The organism is Thermocaproicibacter melissae (assembly GCF_024498295.1).
In the GTDB taxonomy this organism is placed as follows: Bacteria; Bacillota; Clostridia; order Oscillospirales; family Acutalibacteraceae; genus Thermocaproicibacter; species Thermocaproicibacter melissae.
The window spans coordinates 1284205-1299829 of record NZ_CP101827.1 but is presented as its reverse complement, the minus strand read 5'-3'; the positions used below and the strand labels follow the sequence as shown (position 1 = coordinate 1299829).

Annotated in this window: 13 protein-coding genes; 6 read left to right on the top strand and 7 right to left on the bottom strand. The window is 52.5% G+C overall.

Annotation, left to right across the window (positions count from 1 at the left end):
* Positions 1-13: 13 nt before the first annotated feature.
* Positions 14-904, top strand: coding sequence for a DegV family protein (locus NOG13_RS06385; protein ID WP_283109744.1), 891 nt, complete (start codon positions 14-16; stop codon positions 902-904).
* Between the two features lie 117 nt (positions 905-1021).
* On the opposite strand, the gene NOG13_RS06380 is transcribed toward NOG13_RS06385, so the two are convergent.
* Together NOG13_RS06380 and NOG13_RS06375 are read right to left on the bottom strand one after the other, a co-directional pair.
* Positions 1022-1276 carry a hypothetical protein gene (locus NOG13_RS06380; RefSeq protein WP_283109743.1) on the bottom strand — a complete coding sequence of 85 codons (255 nt, stop codon included), beginning with the start codon at positions 1274-1276 and terminating at the stop codon, positions 1022-1024.
* A 160-nt stretch (positions 1277-1436) separates the two neighbouring features.
* Entirely contained in the window at positions 1437-2099 is a 663-nt protein-coding gene (locus tag NOG13_RS06375; protein ID WP_346347675.1) for an ABC transporter ATP-binding protein, read from the bottom strand.
* A 130-nt stretch (positions 2100-2229) separates the two neighbouring features.
* Here NOG13_RS06375 and NOG13_RS06370 point away from each other — a divergent pair, with 130 nt between their 5' ends.
* On the top strand, positions 2230-3753 hold the full coding sequence (locus NOG13_RS06370; protein ID WP_283109742.1) for a phosphohexomutase domain-containing protein: 1524 nt from the start codon (positions 2230-2232) through the stop codon (positions 3751-3753).
* Between the two features lie 67 nt (positions 3754-3820).
* Here the strand turns inward: NOG13_RS06370 and spoVAD are convergent, their stop codons facing one another.
* From spoVAD to NOG13_RS06350, 4 genes are all read right to left on the bottom strand, one after another.
* Entirely contained in the window at positions 3821-4840 is a 1020-nt protein-coding gene (spoVAD, locus tag NOG13_RS06365) for a stage V sporulation protein AD (RefSeq protein ID WP_283109741.1), read from the bottom strand.
* Between the two features lie 15 nt (positions 4841-4855).
* Positions 4856-5299, bottom strand: coding sequence for a stage V sporulation protein AC (gene spoVAC, locus NOG13_RS06360; protein ID WP_283109740.1), 444 nt, complete (start codon positions 5297-5299; stop codon positions 4856-4858).
* Positions 5300-5478: 179 nt separating this feature from the next.
* Entirely contained in the window at positions 5479-6027 is a 549-nt protein-coding gene (locus NOG13_RS06355; RefSeq protein WP_283109739.1) for a QueT transporter family protein, read from the bottom strand.
* 156 nt (positions 6028-6183) lie between these two features.
* On the bottom strand, positions 6184-7578 hold the full coding sequence (locus NOG13_RS06350) for a hemolysin family protein (RefSeq protein ID WP_283109738.1): 1395 nt from the start codon (positions 7576-7578) through the stop codon (positions 6184-6186).
* Positions 7579-7971: 393 nt separating this feature from the next.
* Here NOG13_RS06350 and nifJ point away from each other — a divergent pair, with 393 nt between their 5' ends.
* Positions 7972-11532: a pyruvate:ferredoxin (flavodoxin) oxidoreductase gene (gene nifJ, locus NOG13_RS06345; RefSeq protein WP_283109737.1), complete on the top strand. Its 3561-nt coding sequence runs from the start codon at positions 7972-7974 to the stop codon at positions 11530-11532.
* Positions 11533-11764: 232 nt separating this feature from the next.
* Entirely contained in the window at positions 11765-13939 is a 2175-nt protein-coding gene (locus tag NOG13_RS06340) for a glycoside hydrolase family 3 C-terminal domain-containing protein (RefSeq protein WP_283109736.1), read from the top strand.
* Between the two features lie 34 nt (positions 13940-13973).
* Here NOG13_RS06340 and NOG13_RS06335 read toward each other — a convergent pair whose 3' ends face one another.
* Entirely contained in the window at positions 13974-14834 is an 861-nt protein-coding gene (locus NOG13_RS06335) for a helix-turn-helix domain-containing protein (protein ID WP_283109735.1), read from the bottom strand.
* A 184-nt stretch (positions 14835-15018) separates the two neighbouring features.
* Between NOG13_RS06335 and NOG13_RS06330 the strand changes: the two genes are divergently transcribed.
* Both NOG13_RS06330 and NOG13_RS06325 read left to right on the top strand, forming a co-directional pair.
* A complete protein-coding gene (locus NOG13_RS06330) occupies positions 15019-15243 on the top strand; it encodes a hypothetical protein (RefSeq protein WP_283109734.1) in 225 nt (74 codons plus the stop codon).
* 5 nt (positions 15244-15248) lie between these two features.
* Complete coding sequence (locus tag NOG13_RS06325; protein ID WP_283109733.1) at positions 15249-15542, top strand: hypothetical protein; 294 nt, start codon at positions 15249-15251, stop codon at positions 15540-15542.
* The last annotated feature ends 83 nt before the right edge of the window (positions 15543-15625 follow it).

Sequence of the window (15625 nt, the reverse complement as noted above, 5' to 3'; positions counted from 1 at the left end):
TGTGAACCTAACCATGGGCAGTTACCAGATCATCACCGATTCAACGAGCGATCTGACACAGGAGCTTGTAGACGAGCTCGGGGTCGATGTCATTCCGATGGATTTCACACTCGGAACGGATGCTTATCGGGATTACCCCGACAATCGTGATATATCGCCCGAAGAATTCTATCGCCGCCTTTCCGCAGGAGAGGATGCGACAACGGCGCAGATTTCCATGGCGGCGTTTATGGACGCTTTCGAGACTTACCTCAAAGCCGGCAAAGATGTAATTTATTTCGGCTTTTCTTCCGGAATGAGCGGAACCTACAACAATTCCGTTCTTGCCGCCAAAGAGCTTTCAGAAAAATATCCCGAGAGAAAAATTTTGACAGTCGATACCCTCGGCGCGGCATTCGGTGAAGGTCTGCTGGTGTGGTACGCTGTGCAGAAGCAGCGCGCGGGTGTAACGATGGAGGAACTCAAGGAATGGGCAGAGCAGTTCCGCCAGCACCTCCATTACTGGTTTACCGTGGACGACTTGAACCACCTCAAACGCGGCGGAAGGATTTCCAGCACAGCCGCATTGATGGGAACGATGCTCGGCATTAAGCCTGTGCTTCATATCAATAGGGAAGGCCGCTTGGCTATGATTGATAAGGTCCGCGGGCGAAGGCAGGCACTCGATGATCTTTTAAAGCACATGGAGCTTGCTGTGGAAAACCCGCAGGATCAGATGATTTTCATTAGCCACAGCGCATATCCGGAAGGCGCGGAGTACATAAAACAGAAGATTGCCGAAAAATTCGGAGTAACCAAGTTCACCATTGCGCCGATCGGTCCGGTCATCGGAGCGCATACGGGCGCAGGAGCCGTCCTTCTGTTCTTCGCCGGAAAGGACCGTGAATACGGCCTTAGCGATTGATTTTTCTACAAAAAACGCCGGAGCACAGGTTTGCTGCGCTCCGGTTCTTTTTTCAGACACAAAAAAAGCCGGTGCCCAAAGCATCGGCTTTTTGTACAGAACGAACCTCTAAGTATGTTATTTCTTTTCGCCGAAAAGATTAAAACGGAAGAGTTTGGTTTCGTCTTCCGGATTTTCGCAGACAATGGAAGCTTCTGTGATTTTTCCGCCTTCAATCAGGTGTGTCAAGCCAACAAGCTGGCTCAGCTTACTCTTGAGGTTCAGCCTGTCTCCTTCATCGGTTACGAGAAATACTTTGCCTTTGCAGTCGTCAAGGACTTTCAGAAAAGCCGGGACGTCAACATTATGCAGTTCGACTGGCGTTGGAACCATAAATAACCCCTCCTAATAGATTCATTGAATCCAATATGAATCGACGGAGATTTCCGTCAGCCCTTATTATAGCATATCGCCTTGTATTATCCATTGGGAGAATCTACAAAGTTTTTGGCATTATTTTTTCTTTTTTTTTGAAAATTATGCTTTGAATGGTCTACGACACCAGAATCCCGTCGCTCAGGCGTACGATGCGCTGTGCGCATTGTGCAATGCGGTTGTCGTGCGTAATCAGAATGATTGTGCGCCCAGAACGTCCAAGGGAATAAAGAATCTGCATGATTTCGTTGCCGGATTTGGAATCGAGGTTTCCGGTCGGCTCATCGGCAAGAATAATTTGGGGCTGCGTGGCAATCGCCCTCGCAATGGCGACCCGTTGCTGCTGACCGCCGCTCATTTGGGCGGGCCGGTGATCCATGCGGTTTTCAAGGCCCACAAGGCGCAGAGCCTCTTTCGCCAGCTTGCGGCGTTCTGCGTGGCCCATACCGCGGTAGAGCAGCGGAAGCTCCACATTCTCAATGGCGGAGAGGCTTCCGATCAGGTTGAAACTCTGGAAGATGAAGCCGATTTCCCGGTTGCGGATGCGTGTCAGACTTTTTTCATCCAGCCCCGAAACATCTTCGCCTTTCAGGAAGTAGGAACCTGAGGTAGGCGTGTCCAGACAGCCAACAATGTTCATCAGCGTAGATTTTCCGGAGCCGGACCGCCCGACGATGGCGACAAATTCCCCTTTCTCCACACTCAGCGAAACATTATTCAGGGCAACAACCTGGGTTTGCCCCATCTGATACACTTTTGTAATGCCGCGCAGCTCAATCAGACTTGCCAAGACAGTTGACCTCCTTGGAAAAACAGTTTTCAATCCTTCGGATATCAGGTATAATGAGTAAAAAGCGAAAATGCGAAAATCCGGCGGTATCACGCCGCCAAAAGTGGAAGGGGATACGGAATTGCTTACAAAAGAATGGCAGCAATATAAAAGCGGAACGGACATCCGCGGCGTTGCCTGTGAAGGCGTGCCCGGGGAAACCGTAAATCTCACGGACGAAGCTGTGACGAAAATGACGAAGGGGTTTGCCCTTTGGCTGGCGGACCATGAGAAGAAGGATGTTTGCAATCTGACGGTAGCCGTGGGACATGACCCGCGCCTTTCGGCAGAACGTCTGCGCGCCGATGTCGTGAATGCGCTGACTTCATGCGGCGTGCATGTTCTGGATTGCGGCCTTTCCTCAACGCCTGCCATGTTCATGATTACACAGGACATGGAATGCGATGGGACGGTGCAGCTCACCGCAAGCCATCACCCGTGGAACAGAAACGGCCTGAAATTCTTCACCCGCGAGGGCGGCCTCGACGGAAAAGACATTGAGGCCATTCTGCTGCACGCGCAGAACGGTGACGAACCGCCGGCGGGCAAAGGCACCGTGGAACCGGTCAACTACATGAAGCAATACTGCGCACGCCTTCGCGACTTGATTCGCAAGAGCGTCAATGCAGAAGACTACGACCATCCGCTCAAGGGCTTCCATATTGTTGTGGATGCCGGAAACGGCGCTGGCGGCTTCTATGCCAACGATGTTCTCGCACCGCTCGGCGCGGATATTTCCGGAAGCCAGTTCTTGGAGCCGGACGGCCGCTTCCCGAATCATATTCCGAATCCGGAGAATGAGACAGCAATGAAGTCGGTCTGCGAGGCTGTGGTCAAAGCAAAAGCCGACCTCGGCGTGATTTTCGATACCGACGTGGACCGCGGCGGCGCCGTGGACACCAAGGGCGAAGAAATCAACCGCAACCGCCTCGTTGCCATCGCCTCCGCCATCGCCCTCGAAAACTGCCCGGGCGGAACGATTGTAACGGATTCCATCACTTCCTCGGGACTGAAGGAATACATTGAAAAGACGCTCGGCGGAAAGCACCACCGTTTTAAGCGCGGTTACCGCAACGTCATCAACGAAGCGCTCCGCCTCAATGCGGAGGGCGTTGAGTGCCCGCTTGCCATCGAAACTTCCGGCCATGCCGCTATGAGAGAAAACTATTTCCTCGATGACGGCGCCTATCTCGTAACGAAAATCATCATCAAAGCCGCACAGCTCCGCGCGCAGGGCAAGACGCTCGAAGATTTGCTAGCTCCGCTTCGCGAGCCGGTTGAAGCAATCGAGCTTCGCTTCCCAATCAAGAAAGAAGATTTCCGCGCGGCAGGCGAGGCGGTCATTTCCGAGCTTACGAAATATGCCGCGGCGCAGGACGGCTGGACAATCGCACCGGACAACTACGAGGGGATCCGCGTGTCGTTCGACAAAGCACACGGCGACGGATGGTTCTTGCTCCGCCTGAGTGTCCACGACCCAATCATGCCTCTGAACGTGGAAAGTGATACCGTCGGCGGCGTGAAAACGATTCTGAAAGAGCTTTCCGGTTTCCTGAACGGCTGCAGCGATAGCCTCGACCTAGCTCCGCTGGAAAAAGCCCTCTAAACCTTTGACGGTAGCCTTTAAGGCCTTCCCCAAGACGGGGAAGGCCTTTTTGCTTGAAGGTTTAGCCTTAGGCTTGCAGATAGACAAGATGGGCAACGCCTGGGATGCTTTCTCCCTGCTGCGAGGAAGTGGGGGACATCAGGGCGCCGGTGCCGACAAAGAGAACCTTGTGCAGCTGGCCGACGCTCATCTGCTGGAAGATTGGCGCGCATAGGATTGCGGCGCTGCAGCCGCAGCCGGAACCGCCCGCGTGAACGTCCTGCTTTTCGCGGTCGTAAATCATCAGACCGCAGTCGTTGTGCAGCGGGCGGATATCCTTGCCCTCACGCTCCATCAGGTCGTCAAGCAGCTTGCTTCCCACAAGACCGAGGTCGCCGGTCAGAATCAAATCATAGTCCTGCGGGTTCGTGCCGGTGTCATTGAAATAATCCAGCAGGGTGCTTGCCGCAGCCGGTGCCATGGCCGCGCCCATGTTGGTCATGTCTTTGATGTCGTAGTCCACGATGCGCCCGAAGGTGATTGCCTGCAGGCCGATTGGCTGACCGGGGTAGAGATTCCTCGAGCCGAGAATGACCGCGCCGGCTGCCGTAGCTGTCCACTGTGCGGTCGGAGTGCGCTGCCCGCCGTATTCAAGCGGAAAGCGGAACTGCCGCTCCGCGGAACAGAAGTGGGAGGAGGTAACCGCCGCGGCGCGGTTGGCTGCACCGGATTCTACGAAAAGCGAGGCGATTGCAAGTGTCTGTGCCATGGTGGAGCAGGCGCCGTATTGACCGAGAAATGGAATGTTTAGACTGCGCAGGCCGAAGGTGGAGGAGATACACTGGTTCAACAAGTCTCCGGCAAAGATGCAGTCGATGTCGCTGTTTTTCAGGCTCGCCTTATTCAGTGCTAGATGAACCGCTTCGTTCTGCAGGCGGCTTTCCGCTTTCTCCCAACTGGCTTCTCCGAGCGTGGTGTCGGTGTGGCATTGGTCGAAGTATTGACCGTATGGCCCTTCGCCTTCTTTTTTGCCGACAACTGCCGCATAACTGAGGATGGCAGGGTTCGTCTCAAGCTGAATGGTATATTTTCCGATTCGTTTGGGCATGCCTTTCCTCCTTCGTTAATACAGATTGAAAAACCACAGGATTAAGCCGTATAGGATAGCAGTCGCAGTGCCGTAGACAAGAACGGGTCCAGCAATCATGAACATCTTTGCACCGATGCCCAGCACAAACCCTTCACTTTTGAACTCCATGGCAGGGGAAACAATGGAGTTGGCAAAGCCCGTAATCGGCACAAGGGTGCCCGCGCCTCCATATTTCGCGATGTTGTCGTAGATGCGCAGAGCGGTCAACAGGGCGCTCAGTCCAATCAGCGTGATGGAAACGAATGCGCTGGCGGTTTCCTTGTCCAGATCGAGCGCCATGTAAAGCTCCAGAAGACACTGACCGAGCGTGCAGATGGCTCCCCCGAACAGAAATGCCAGAAGCGAATCTTTCACGTATGTTGACGGCGGGGAGGCCTTTTTGGCCATTGTTTGGTATTCCTTTTTTGTAACGGTCAAAAAACAACCCTTCCTTTCTGTGTAATATCAAAACTATTCTGCCAAACATGGCCGCATTTATGCCGAAAAATGATTTTGCCGCAGAAAGAAAAGCACAAAAAAGGAGCTTCCCTTTTTGGGAAGCTCCTCCGGAAAACCGGCGCTGTGCAACATCAAAGAGAACCAGCCCGGTTTCGGGATTATTCTGCAATGATGCGTTTCAGCTTTTGATTTCGTTCGATCAGAACCGCCAGCGGCAGACCGAGCCCATAGCAGATGACAAGTTCGCCGAGACCGACGGAACCTGCGTTTGTCCAGTACAGAACCCAGTTAAAATTTGTAAAGCATTCCGGGCTGATCTTGGCGCCGTTGAGAATGGTAATCTCAAGACCGACGATGAAAGCGTTGAAAAGAATGGGGGGGAGCGGCGCAAGCACCGGAACACCCCGTATTTTCACGTTGCGCACAAGCCGCGTCACCAAAGTCGCGAGCAGGGTCGCAAGCGTGCCGAAAATCAAGTCGTAAATTCCGTAGCCGCTCAGAATGTTTGAGAGCAGGCACCCAATCGTAAGGCCGGGCACAGCGGCAGTTGTGAAAATCGGAAGAATGGTGAGCGCTTCCGAAAAGCGGAACTGAACCGGTCCGTATGCCAGATCGAGAAGGGCAGCAAGCCAGGTAAGTACCGTGTAAGCCGCCGCAATTACGGCACCCTGTGCGATATGTAGGGTGCGTTTTGACTGTTGATCCATATTCAGATTCCTCCGTAGTTTTGTTTTAGGTCAGGATGTTGCGACTGACCATAGGCCGGCTCATTTTTCGAGCTTGCCTATAAAAGAAGGGAGCGGAAGGTTTCCGCTCCCTTCACAAGTATTTATTTTAGCAAAGCGTGTACCGAAAAACAACCACTATTCATCCTTTTCGGAAGCCTGCGGCGTTTCCGGCAGCGGCTCTTTCTCGATGATAATCTTGGCAATTCTGCGGTCTTCCATTTCTGCGACGGTCAGGGTGAGGTTTTTGATGGTGATGTGCGGATGCTCGTTCGGCTTCGGAATCCGCCCGAGCTGTTCCATCATCAGACCTGCAATGGTCTCATAATCGCCCTCCGGCAGCTCCACGCCCGTAAGGTCGGAGATTTCTTCCACCGATGAGGTGCCGTCCACACGATAGCGGTTGTCGCCTTCGCGGTAGATTTCATCCTCTTCGGTGTCGTATTCGTCCTCCATATTTCCGACAATGGATTCCAGCAGGTCTTCCATGGTTACGATGCCTTCGGTGCCGCCGTATTCGTCGACGACAACGGCAATCTGAAGCCTGCGCGCCGTCATTTCCGAAAACAGGTCGGCGCAGAATTTGCTTTCCGGCACAAAGTAGGCCGGGCGCATCAGGTCCGTCAGTTTTTCATTGGGGTCGATGTCGGTTCCGACGAACTTCAGTAGGTCTTTCACATAGATAATTCCGAGAATGGTGTCAAGGTCATCGTGATAGACCGGAATGCGTGAGTGGCCGGTCTTAATGGAAAGCTCCACAGCGTCCTGAATGGTAGCGGTGTCCTCCACTGCGTCGACCTCTGTGCGGTGGGTCATGATTTCATTGACCGTGCTGTCGCTGAAATCGAAGATGTTGGAAATCATGTCTTTCGCATCTTCGTCGAGAACGCCCTTTTCCTCGCCCGCGTCAACCATCATGAGGATTTCTTCTTCGGTGATGGTCTGCTCCGTGTCGCGCGGGTCAATGCCCAGCAGCTTCACGACGGCGTTTGTGGAAGCCGTGAGAAGCGAAACAATCGGGCGAAAGACCGCCGCGATACCGGTAAGTACACCGGCGAACCGGAAGGAAAGTGCCTCAGCACGCTTCATGGCGATTTTCTTCGGAACAAGTTCGCCGAAGACCAGAGAGAAATACGAGAGAATCAGCGTGATGAGGAAGGTTGAAATTCCGTCAATTGTCTGCTGCGGAAGCGGAAGAAAGCTCAGTGCTCCGGCAAGCATGTCGGAAAAGCTTTGTGCCGCTGCTGCAGAAGAAAGAAAGCCGGCCAGCGTCACACCAATTTGAATGGTAGAAAAGAAGCGGCTTGAGTTTGAGGTGAGCTTCAACAGCTTGCGCGCGTTTTTGTCTCCGCTTTCGGCCATCTTTTCAACCTTTGCATCGTTGAGCGTGATGACTGCGATTTCGCAGGCTGCAAAGAAGGCGTTGATGAGAATCAACAGTATCAACAGAAATACGGAACCCCAAGTTCCGGTTTCTGTCTGTTGAGTGGCGAGAAGAATCGGCCGAAGTTGCCCACCAGGTTCGGGAGGCATATGTTTTCCCCTTTCGGATTAAAATAATATTCACGCTTGTCGTGTGCGAACGCAGCGGATTTTTCACGTCCTAGTTTTATTCCGTATTCATATTTCGATACGTAATAAAATAATATATTAAATTAATTGTATGATTTCTGAAGCGTCCTGTCAAATGCTACATTTCCGGGGAAATTTGGGGAAAACGAAGGTGGGAACCAGCCCAGACGAAAGAATTAGGCTAAATTTGGAAAAATCAATGCCAAGCACTTTCTGTCTCACTTTTTAACCGCTTTTACTCCGCAGAATTTCATGGTTTTACCTTTACATGGTTCACAAAAAATGATAATATCTAAGTGTGCGCGTTATCGCGCCTCCCATGCTTAATCATCCCGATAAGGAGGAAATAGTTTAATGGATTCACGGAAAATGAAAACCATGGATGGTAACAACGCCGCCGCATACGTTGCGTATGCGTTTACCGATGTCGCCGCCATCTACCCCATCACGCCTTCATCCGTCATGGCGGATGAAACCGACAAAATGGCTGCTGCCAACCGCAAGAACCTGTTTGGCCGCCCGGTGAGGATTACCGAGATGCAGTCGGAAGGCGGCGCTGCAGGTGCTGTTCACGGCTCCCTCGCAGCCGGTGCTCTCACCACCACCTTCACCGCTTCTCAGGGCCTGCTCCTGATGATCCCGAATATGTACAAGATTGCCGGCGAATTCCTGCCCGCAGTCATGCACGTTTCTGCCCGTGCTCTTTCCACACAGGCACTCTGCATTTTCGGCGATCACTCCGACGTTTATGCATGCCGTCAGACCGGTTGGGCAATGATCTGCTCGAACAGCCCGCAGGAATGCATGGACCTCGGCGCAGTTGCTCACCTCTCTGCTATTAAGGGCAGAATGCCGGTTATGCACTTCTTTGACGGCTTCCGCACCTCTCACGAGATTCAGAAGATCCACATTTGGGACGACAAGGACCTTGCCGATATGCTCGACTGGAAGGCTGTCGACGACTTCCGCCGCAGAGCTATGAACCCGGAGCACCCGGTAACCAGAGGTACTTCTGAGAACGATGACCTGTTCTTCCAGGTAAGCGAAGCAAGCAACACGCATTACAATGAGTTCCCGGAAATCGTTGTTGACTACATGAACAAAGTCAACGCGAAGATCGGCACCGACTACAAGCCGTTCAACTACTACGGCGCACCGGATGCGGAAGAAGTCATCATTGCTATGGGCTCCGTCTGCGAATGCGCAGAAGAAGTTGTTGACTACCTGACCGCGAAGGGCGAAAAGGTCGGCCTCGTGAAGGTTCACCTGTATCGTCCGTTCGTTGCAAAATACCTGACGGATGTTCTTCCGAAGACCGTAAAGAAGATCAGCGTTCTTGACCGTACAAAGGAACGCGGCTCCCTCGGCGAACCGCTTTACCTCGACGTCGTCGCTGCTCTGAAAGATTCTGAGTTCGCTTCTGTTCCGGTTTACACTGGCCGCTATGGTCTCGGCTCCAAAGACACCAACCCGGGCCAGATCATCGCTGTGTACCGCAACATGGAATCCGCTACACCGAAGAAGCGCTTCACCATCGGCATCACCGATGACGTGACCAACCTGTCCCTCGAAGTTAAGGAAAATCCGGACACAACCGCTCCCGGAACACATTCCTGCAAATTCTGGGGCATTGGCTCAGACGGTACTGTCGGTGCGAACAAGAACTCCATTAAGATTATCGGCGACCACACCGATATGTATGCGCAGGGCTATTTCGCCTACGACTCCAAGAAGTCCGGAGGCCTGACGATTTCCCACCTGCGTTTCGGCAAAAAACCGATTAAGTCCACATATTACGTCACAAAGGCTGACTTCGTAGCCTGCCACAAGCCCTCCTATGTCTATGAATACGACATGGTTCAGGACCTGAAGCCCGGCGGAAGTTTCCTGCTCAACTGCGAATGGGACGAAAAGGAGCTGGACGAGCACCTGCCCGCAAAGATGAAGAAGTATATTGCTGAGAACAATATCAACTTCTACACCATCAACGGCGTAAAGCTCGGCAAAGAGATCGGCCTCGGCGGCCGCATTAACACCATTCTGCAGGCTGCGTTCTTCACCATTGCCAACATCATCCCGAAGGATGAGGCAATCAAATATATGAAGGATGCTGCTACGAAGTCCTACAGCAAAAAGGGCGAGAAGATTGTTCAGATGAACCACGAAGCCATTGAGCGCGGTGCTAACGAGTTCGTCAAGGTCAATGTTCCGGAGTCCTGGAAAAATGCTGTTGAAGAAGAGAAGAAGACGACGGTCGATTGCGGCGATCCGGATCTGACCGAGTACGTCAACAATGTTATGATTCCGGCAAACCATCACCAAGGCGACCAGCTGCCGGTATCCGCTGTTCTCAAGATGGCAGACGGTACGGTTCCGTCCGGTTCTGCTGCTTATGAGAAGCGCGGCATTGCAATTGATGTTCCGGAATGGATTCCGGAAAACTGCATCCAGTGCAACCAGTGCTCTTATGTCTGCCCGCACGCTGTTATCCGTCCGGCTGTTATGAATGCAGAAGAGGCGGCTAAGGCTCCTGCCGGCATGAAGATGAAAGACATGACACTGATGCCTGGACTGAAGTTCGCTGTTACCATTTCCACCATGGACTGCACCGGCTGCGGTTCTTGCGCAACCGTCTGCCCGGGCATGAAGGGTGCAAAGGCTCTCGTTATGAAGCCAATGGCTACACAGATGGAGAGCCAGAAAGGCTTCGATTACGGCATTACGCTGTCTGAGAAACCGGAAGTTACTGCGAAATTTAAGCCGACTTCTGTTAAGGGCAGCCAGTTCCGTAAGCCTCTGCTTGAGTTCTCCGGAGCTTGCGCAGGCTGCGGCGAGACTCCTTACGCGAAGCTCGTTACACAGCTCTTCGGCGACAGAATGTATATCGCCAACGCAACGGGATGCTCCTCCATTTGGGGCGGTTCCGCACCGGCAACTCCGTACACCCGCAACTCTAAGGGTCACGGCCCGGCATGGAACAACTCCCTGTTTGAAGACAACGCCGAGTTCGGTTACGGTATGGCTCTGGCCAACGATGCAATCCGTGCTCGCCTTGCCGACTATGTCAGGGCAATTGAAGCTTCCTCTGAGGCAGATGAGGCTCTGAAGGCAGCTTGCAAGGAATACTTCGCAACCTTCGACAGCAGCGTTGAAAACCGCGAGCCTACCGACAAGCTGATTGCTGAACTCGAGAAGGTAGCAAACGGCTCCGGCGAAATTGCAGAGCTTGCAAAGAAGACTCTTGCAGATAAGGATTACCTCGCAAAGAAATCCATCTGGATCTTCGGCGGCGATGGTTGGGCTTATGATATCGGCTTCGGCGGCCTCGACCATGTCCTCGCTTCCGGCGAAAACGTCAACGTTCTCGTCTTCGACACCGAGGTATATTCCAACACCGGTGGCCAGGCTTCCAAGGCTACCCCGATCGGCTCCGTGGCACAGTTTGCGGCAACCGGTAAGGCAACCAAGAAGAAAGACTTGGCCGGCATGTTCATGACCTACGGCTACGTCTATGTTGCACATGTTGCTATGGGCGCTGACTATAACCAGACCATCAAGGCAATTCAGGAAGCCGAAAGCTACAACGGACCTTCCATCATCGTCGCTTATGCTCCTTGCATTAACCAGGGCATCAAGGGCGGCATGGGTATTTCCCAGCTCGAAGAGAAGAAGGCTGTTGCAGCAGGTTACTGGGTGAATTACCGTTACGATCCTCGCCGTGCTGCTGAGGGCAAGAACCCGCTTCAGCTCGACAGCAAGGCTCCGACGGAGTCCTACCGTGACTTCATCATGGGCGAAGTCCGTTACAATTCTCTGACCCGCACATTCCCGGAGCGTGCTGAAGAACTCTTCGCAAAAGCGGAGCAGTATGCGAAGGAAAATTATGAGCACCTCGAGAAGCTCGCAAAAATATAATTAATTTCTCGGTTTATGCGGCTACGCTGCATAACAGAGAATAACGCAAAAGTCCTCGGCCTTGCAGGTTTCGGCCTGCAGACCGGGGACTTTTTGTTATCCTTAGGCTATCCGCAAAAAATGAGAAGTTTGCAGCAAAATTTGATTAGACGGTACCGTGGGAAATCAGTACAATAAAAATACTGATACAGGCCAAAATACATGAGAAATAGAACGGAAGGTGAGTGTAAAAATGGAAAAGATACCGGCTTACAAAGACGAATCCCTAAGCTTTGAAGAGCGAGCGAAGGACTTGGTTTCCCGCATGACGCTGGAAGAGAAAATCAGTCAGATGCAGCACTCCGCACCTGCAATCGAGCGTCTCGGAATCCCGAGCTATAACTGGTGGAGCGAAGCTCTGCACGGCGTTGCACGTGCAGGCGTTGCGACCGTGTTTCCGCAGGCCATCGGAATGGCTGCAACGTTCGACGAAGAACTCCTGCAGAAAATCGGCGACGTTGTTTCCACGGAGGGCCGTGCGAAATACCATGAGTTCCAGCGCAAGGGCGACCACGATATTTACAAGGGTCTGACATTCTGGGCACCGAACGTGAACATCGACCGTGACCCCCGCTGGGGACGCGGGCAGGAAACATACGGCGAGGACCCCTACCTGACGTCAAGGCTCGGCGTTGCCTACATTAAAGGAATACAGGGCGACGACCCGAAATACCTCAAGGCGGCAGCCTGCGCAAAACACTTTGCCGTGCACAGCGGCCCTGAGGCGGAACGCCACAGCTTCAATGCCGTGGTTTCGCAGAAAGACCTGTGGGAGACCTACCTCCCTGCGTTTGAAGCAGCAGTCTTAGAAGGCGACGTCGCCGGCGTGATGGGCGCCTACAACCGCACCAATGGCGAACCTTGCTGCGGCAGCAAAACCCTTCTGCTCGACATTCTGCGCAAAGAATGGGGCTTTAAGGGCTACACAACGTCTGACTGCTGGGCAATCAAGGACTTTAATGAGAACCACAAGGTAACAGGAAGCATTGAAGAATCCGCGGCCCTTGCTGTGAAAAACGGCTGCGACCTCAACTGCGGCTGCGCCTATGCCAGCCTGATGAAGGCTTACAATCAGGGCCTGATTGAAGAAAAAGACATCGACCTTGCGGTGTATCATCTGATGCTGATCCGCATGCGCCTCGGAATGTTCGACGACCCGAAGCACGTTCCGTTCGCTTCGATTCCGTATGAGGCAAACGACTGCGAGGAACATAAGAAATTCTCTCTGGAAGTTTCCAAGAAATCTCTCGTGCTGCTCAAGAACCGCGACAACTTCCTGCCGCTTGACCGTAAAAAGATTCACTCCATTGCGGTCATCGGCCCGAATGCGGACAGCCACGCAGCGCTCGAAGGCAACTACAACGGAACCGCTTCCGAATACGTTACGGTTCTCGAAGGCATCCGTGAGGCAGTAGAACCGGGTACGCGCGTTTACTTTGCCGAAGGCTGCCATCTCTACAAGAACAGCGTTTCCGGCCTCGGAGAAAAGTACGACCGCTTTGCAGAAGCAATTTCGGCAGCGGAACACGCCGATGTTGCCGTTGTCTGCCTTGGCCTTGATGCAAGCATCGAAGGCGAGGAGGGCGATACCAGTAACGAATTCGCTTCGGGCGACAAGCTGAACCTGAAACTGCCCGGTACACAGGAAGCACTTTTAGAGGAAATTACCAAGACTGGCACACCGGTTATCCTCGTGCTGATGACCGGAAGCGCGATGGCAATCACATGGGCTGATGAGCACGTCGATGCCATTGTGCAGGCATGGTACCCGGGTGCACAGGGCGGAAGAGCCATTGCGTCGCTGATTTTCGGCGATTATTCCCCGAGCGGACGCCTGCCGGTAACCTTCTACCGTACCGACGAAGACCTGCCGGATTTCAAGGATTACGCCATGGAAAACCGCACTTACCGTTTCTTCAAGGGAGTGCCGCTGTATCCGTTCGGCTACGGCCTGAGCTATACGCGCTTTGAGTACTCTAAGCCGGTTCTTGCGAAGGATACCATTACAGCCGGCAGCGACCTCGAAGTCCGCGCAACCGTGAAGAACGTCGGCAAAATGGAGTCCGACGAAATTGTTCAGATGTACCTCAAAGATGTGGAAGCCAGCGTCCGCGTGCCGAACTGGCAGCTTGCCGGATTCCGCAGAGTGCACCTGAAGCCGGGTGAATCGGTGGAAGTCGCCTTCACGTTGAAGGCTCGTCAGATGGCCCTCATCGACGACAACGGAAACTGCGTGCTGGAGCCGGGTCTTTTCCGCGTAGCAGTCGGCGGAAGCCAACCCGATGCCCGCAGTGCCGAACTGCTCGGAACCGAAGTGCCCGTTGCGGAATTTACCGTCACCGGTGACCCCCTTCCGATGAAACGCTGATACCGCGATACGAAAAAAAGAAGCTCCGCATCGGCTAAATGCCGACGCGGAGCTTTCTGAATTCTTGGGGCGAACAGCCTTTCATGCTGCGGAAAAGCCGGTCAAAAGTAGAAATGCTGCTGAAACCGACTCCGTAAGCGACTTCGGAAACCGTGTAGTTTGAGTTGGTCAGCAGGTATTCAGCCTTCCTGACGCGGTATTCATTTAAATACTGGTGAAAATTTACTTCCATCGTTTCCTTGAAAAGCCGCGAGAAATAGTATTCGCTGAAACCGGCATCGCGTGCGATGTCTTTCAGACGGATATTTTCGTTGTAATGGGCTTCAATATAATCAAACGATTTCCGAATTTTGGCAAGACCGGCACTTCGGTCTCTGTTCTTTTTCTGGTCACACAGATTGACCTGTACCGGCGCTGTGCGGCAAAGAAGCCCGAGAATGTCGATGATACGTGCCGTGTTGAACAGCTCCGCCGCAGGTTCCTCGGAATCGCATTGCTCCAAAATCTGTTCGATTTGAGCGCGGACTTGGCTGTGAAGTTCCCTGTCGCTGCAATCAATGACACGGGGGGCGCGGAGCAGGGCATAAATGCGTTCCGAGCCGCCGAACGGGCTGAGACCGGAAAGCTCAAAATTGATGAACACTCTTTCACCGGGTGAAAATTGGGCAGAGAATTCATGAATGTCGCCGCCCGGAATGTAGAGAATATCCTTTTCGTGCAGCTCATATTTTCGGGAATTTACGATAACGGTAAATCCGCTTTTGAGGACGTACACCAGCTCTGCGGCATTGTGCCAGTGAGGGGGATAATTGAAATTCTGCTCACGGTTGACAATCACGCGGAAAGGAAACTTCCGGTCAAAAATCTCTTTTTCATGAAGGCCGTCGAGCTTCATGCAGTTTTCCCTCCTTTTCGCGCGGATTCCGCATTTGTTGCCCATATTATATCATCTCAAATCCTCCCTGTGAATCGGAACTTGAGACAAACGCAATTTTAAGCTGTGGGATAAATCGACAGATAGCACCAAAATCGGTAGTTTTTGAGTGATATAATGTTAAAAAAACACGGAGATGATGAGAATGCCGAGAGGAAAGAAGAAGACTGCACTACAGACCATTGAGGAACAGATTCAGAAAATCGACGCCGACATTGCAAAGTATCAGGGGAAGATTAAGGACCTTCAGATAAAGAAAAACAGCCTTTTAGATACAAAAAAGAAAGAGGAGATGGAATCCCTTTACCAAAAAATTCAAGCGAGCGGGAAATCAATCGGCGATATCATTCGTTTCTTGGATAAGAAATAATCCGTGTGGGCACGCAACTGATTGTTCTGAAAAGTAAATATGCTGAAGCAAGAAATACCGGAGCGGATAAAGTCCTTCTGCTTTGGTATTTTTTGTTGCTTTTGCCATTCTTCACAAAAACAGCGTGCGTACTCTGTTCCGCTTATCCGGCTACACCCGTCGTCGGCATAGCTGGAGGGGCTTATATCCTTATCAGCACAGTCATGGGTGACCCGATTCGTTCCCTCATCGGCATCGGCATTACGCTTGTGGACCTTCCGATTTATTCCAACATGATTCGTGCTAAAAAAGCAGAATAATAAAAAATTTTTAAAAACGGGTTATATTCCTGAATTTCTGCACAACCTATTCCACGGGCACGGTAGAAGTGCCTGAAAAGCCG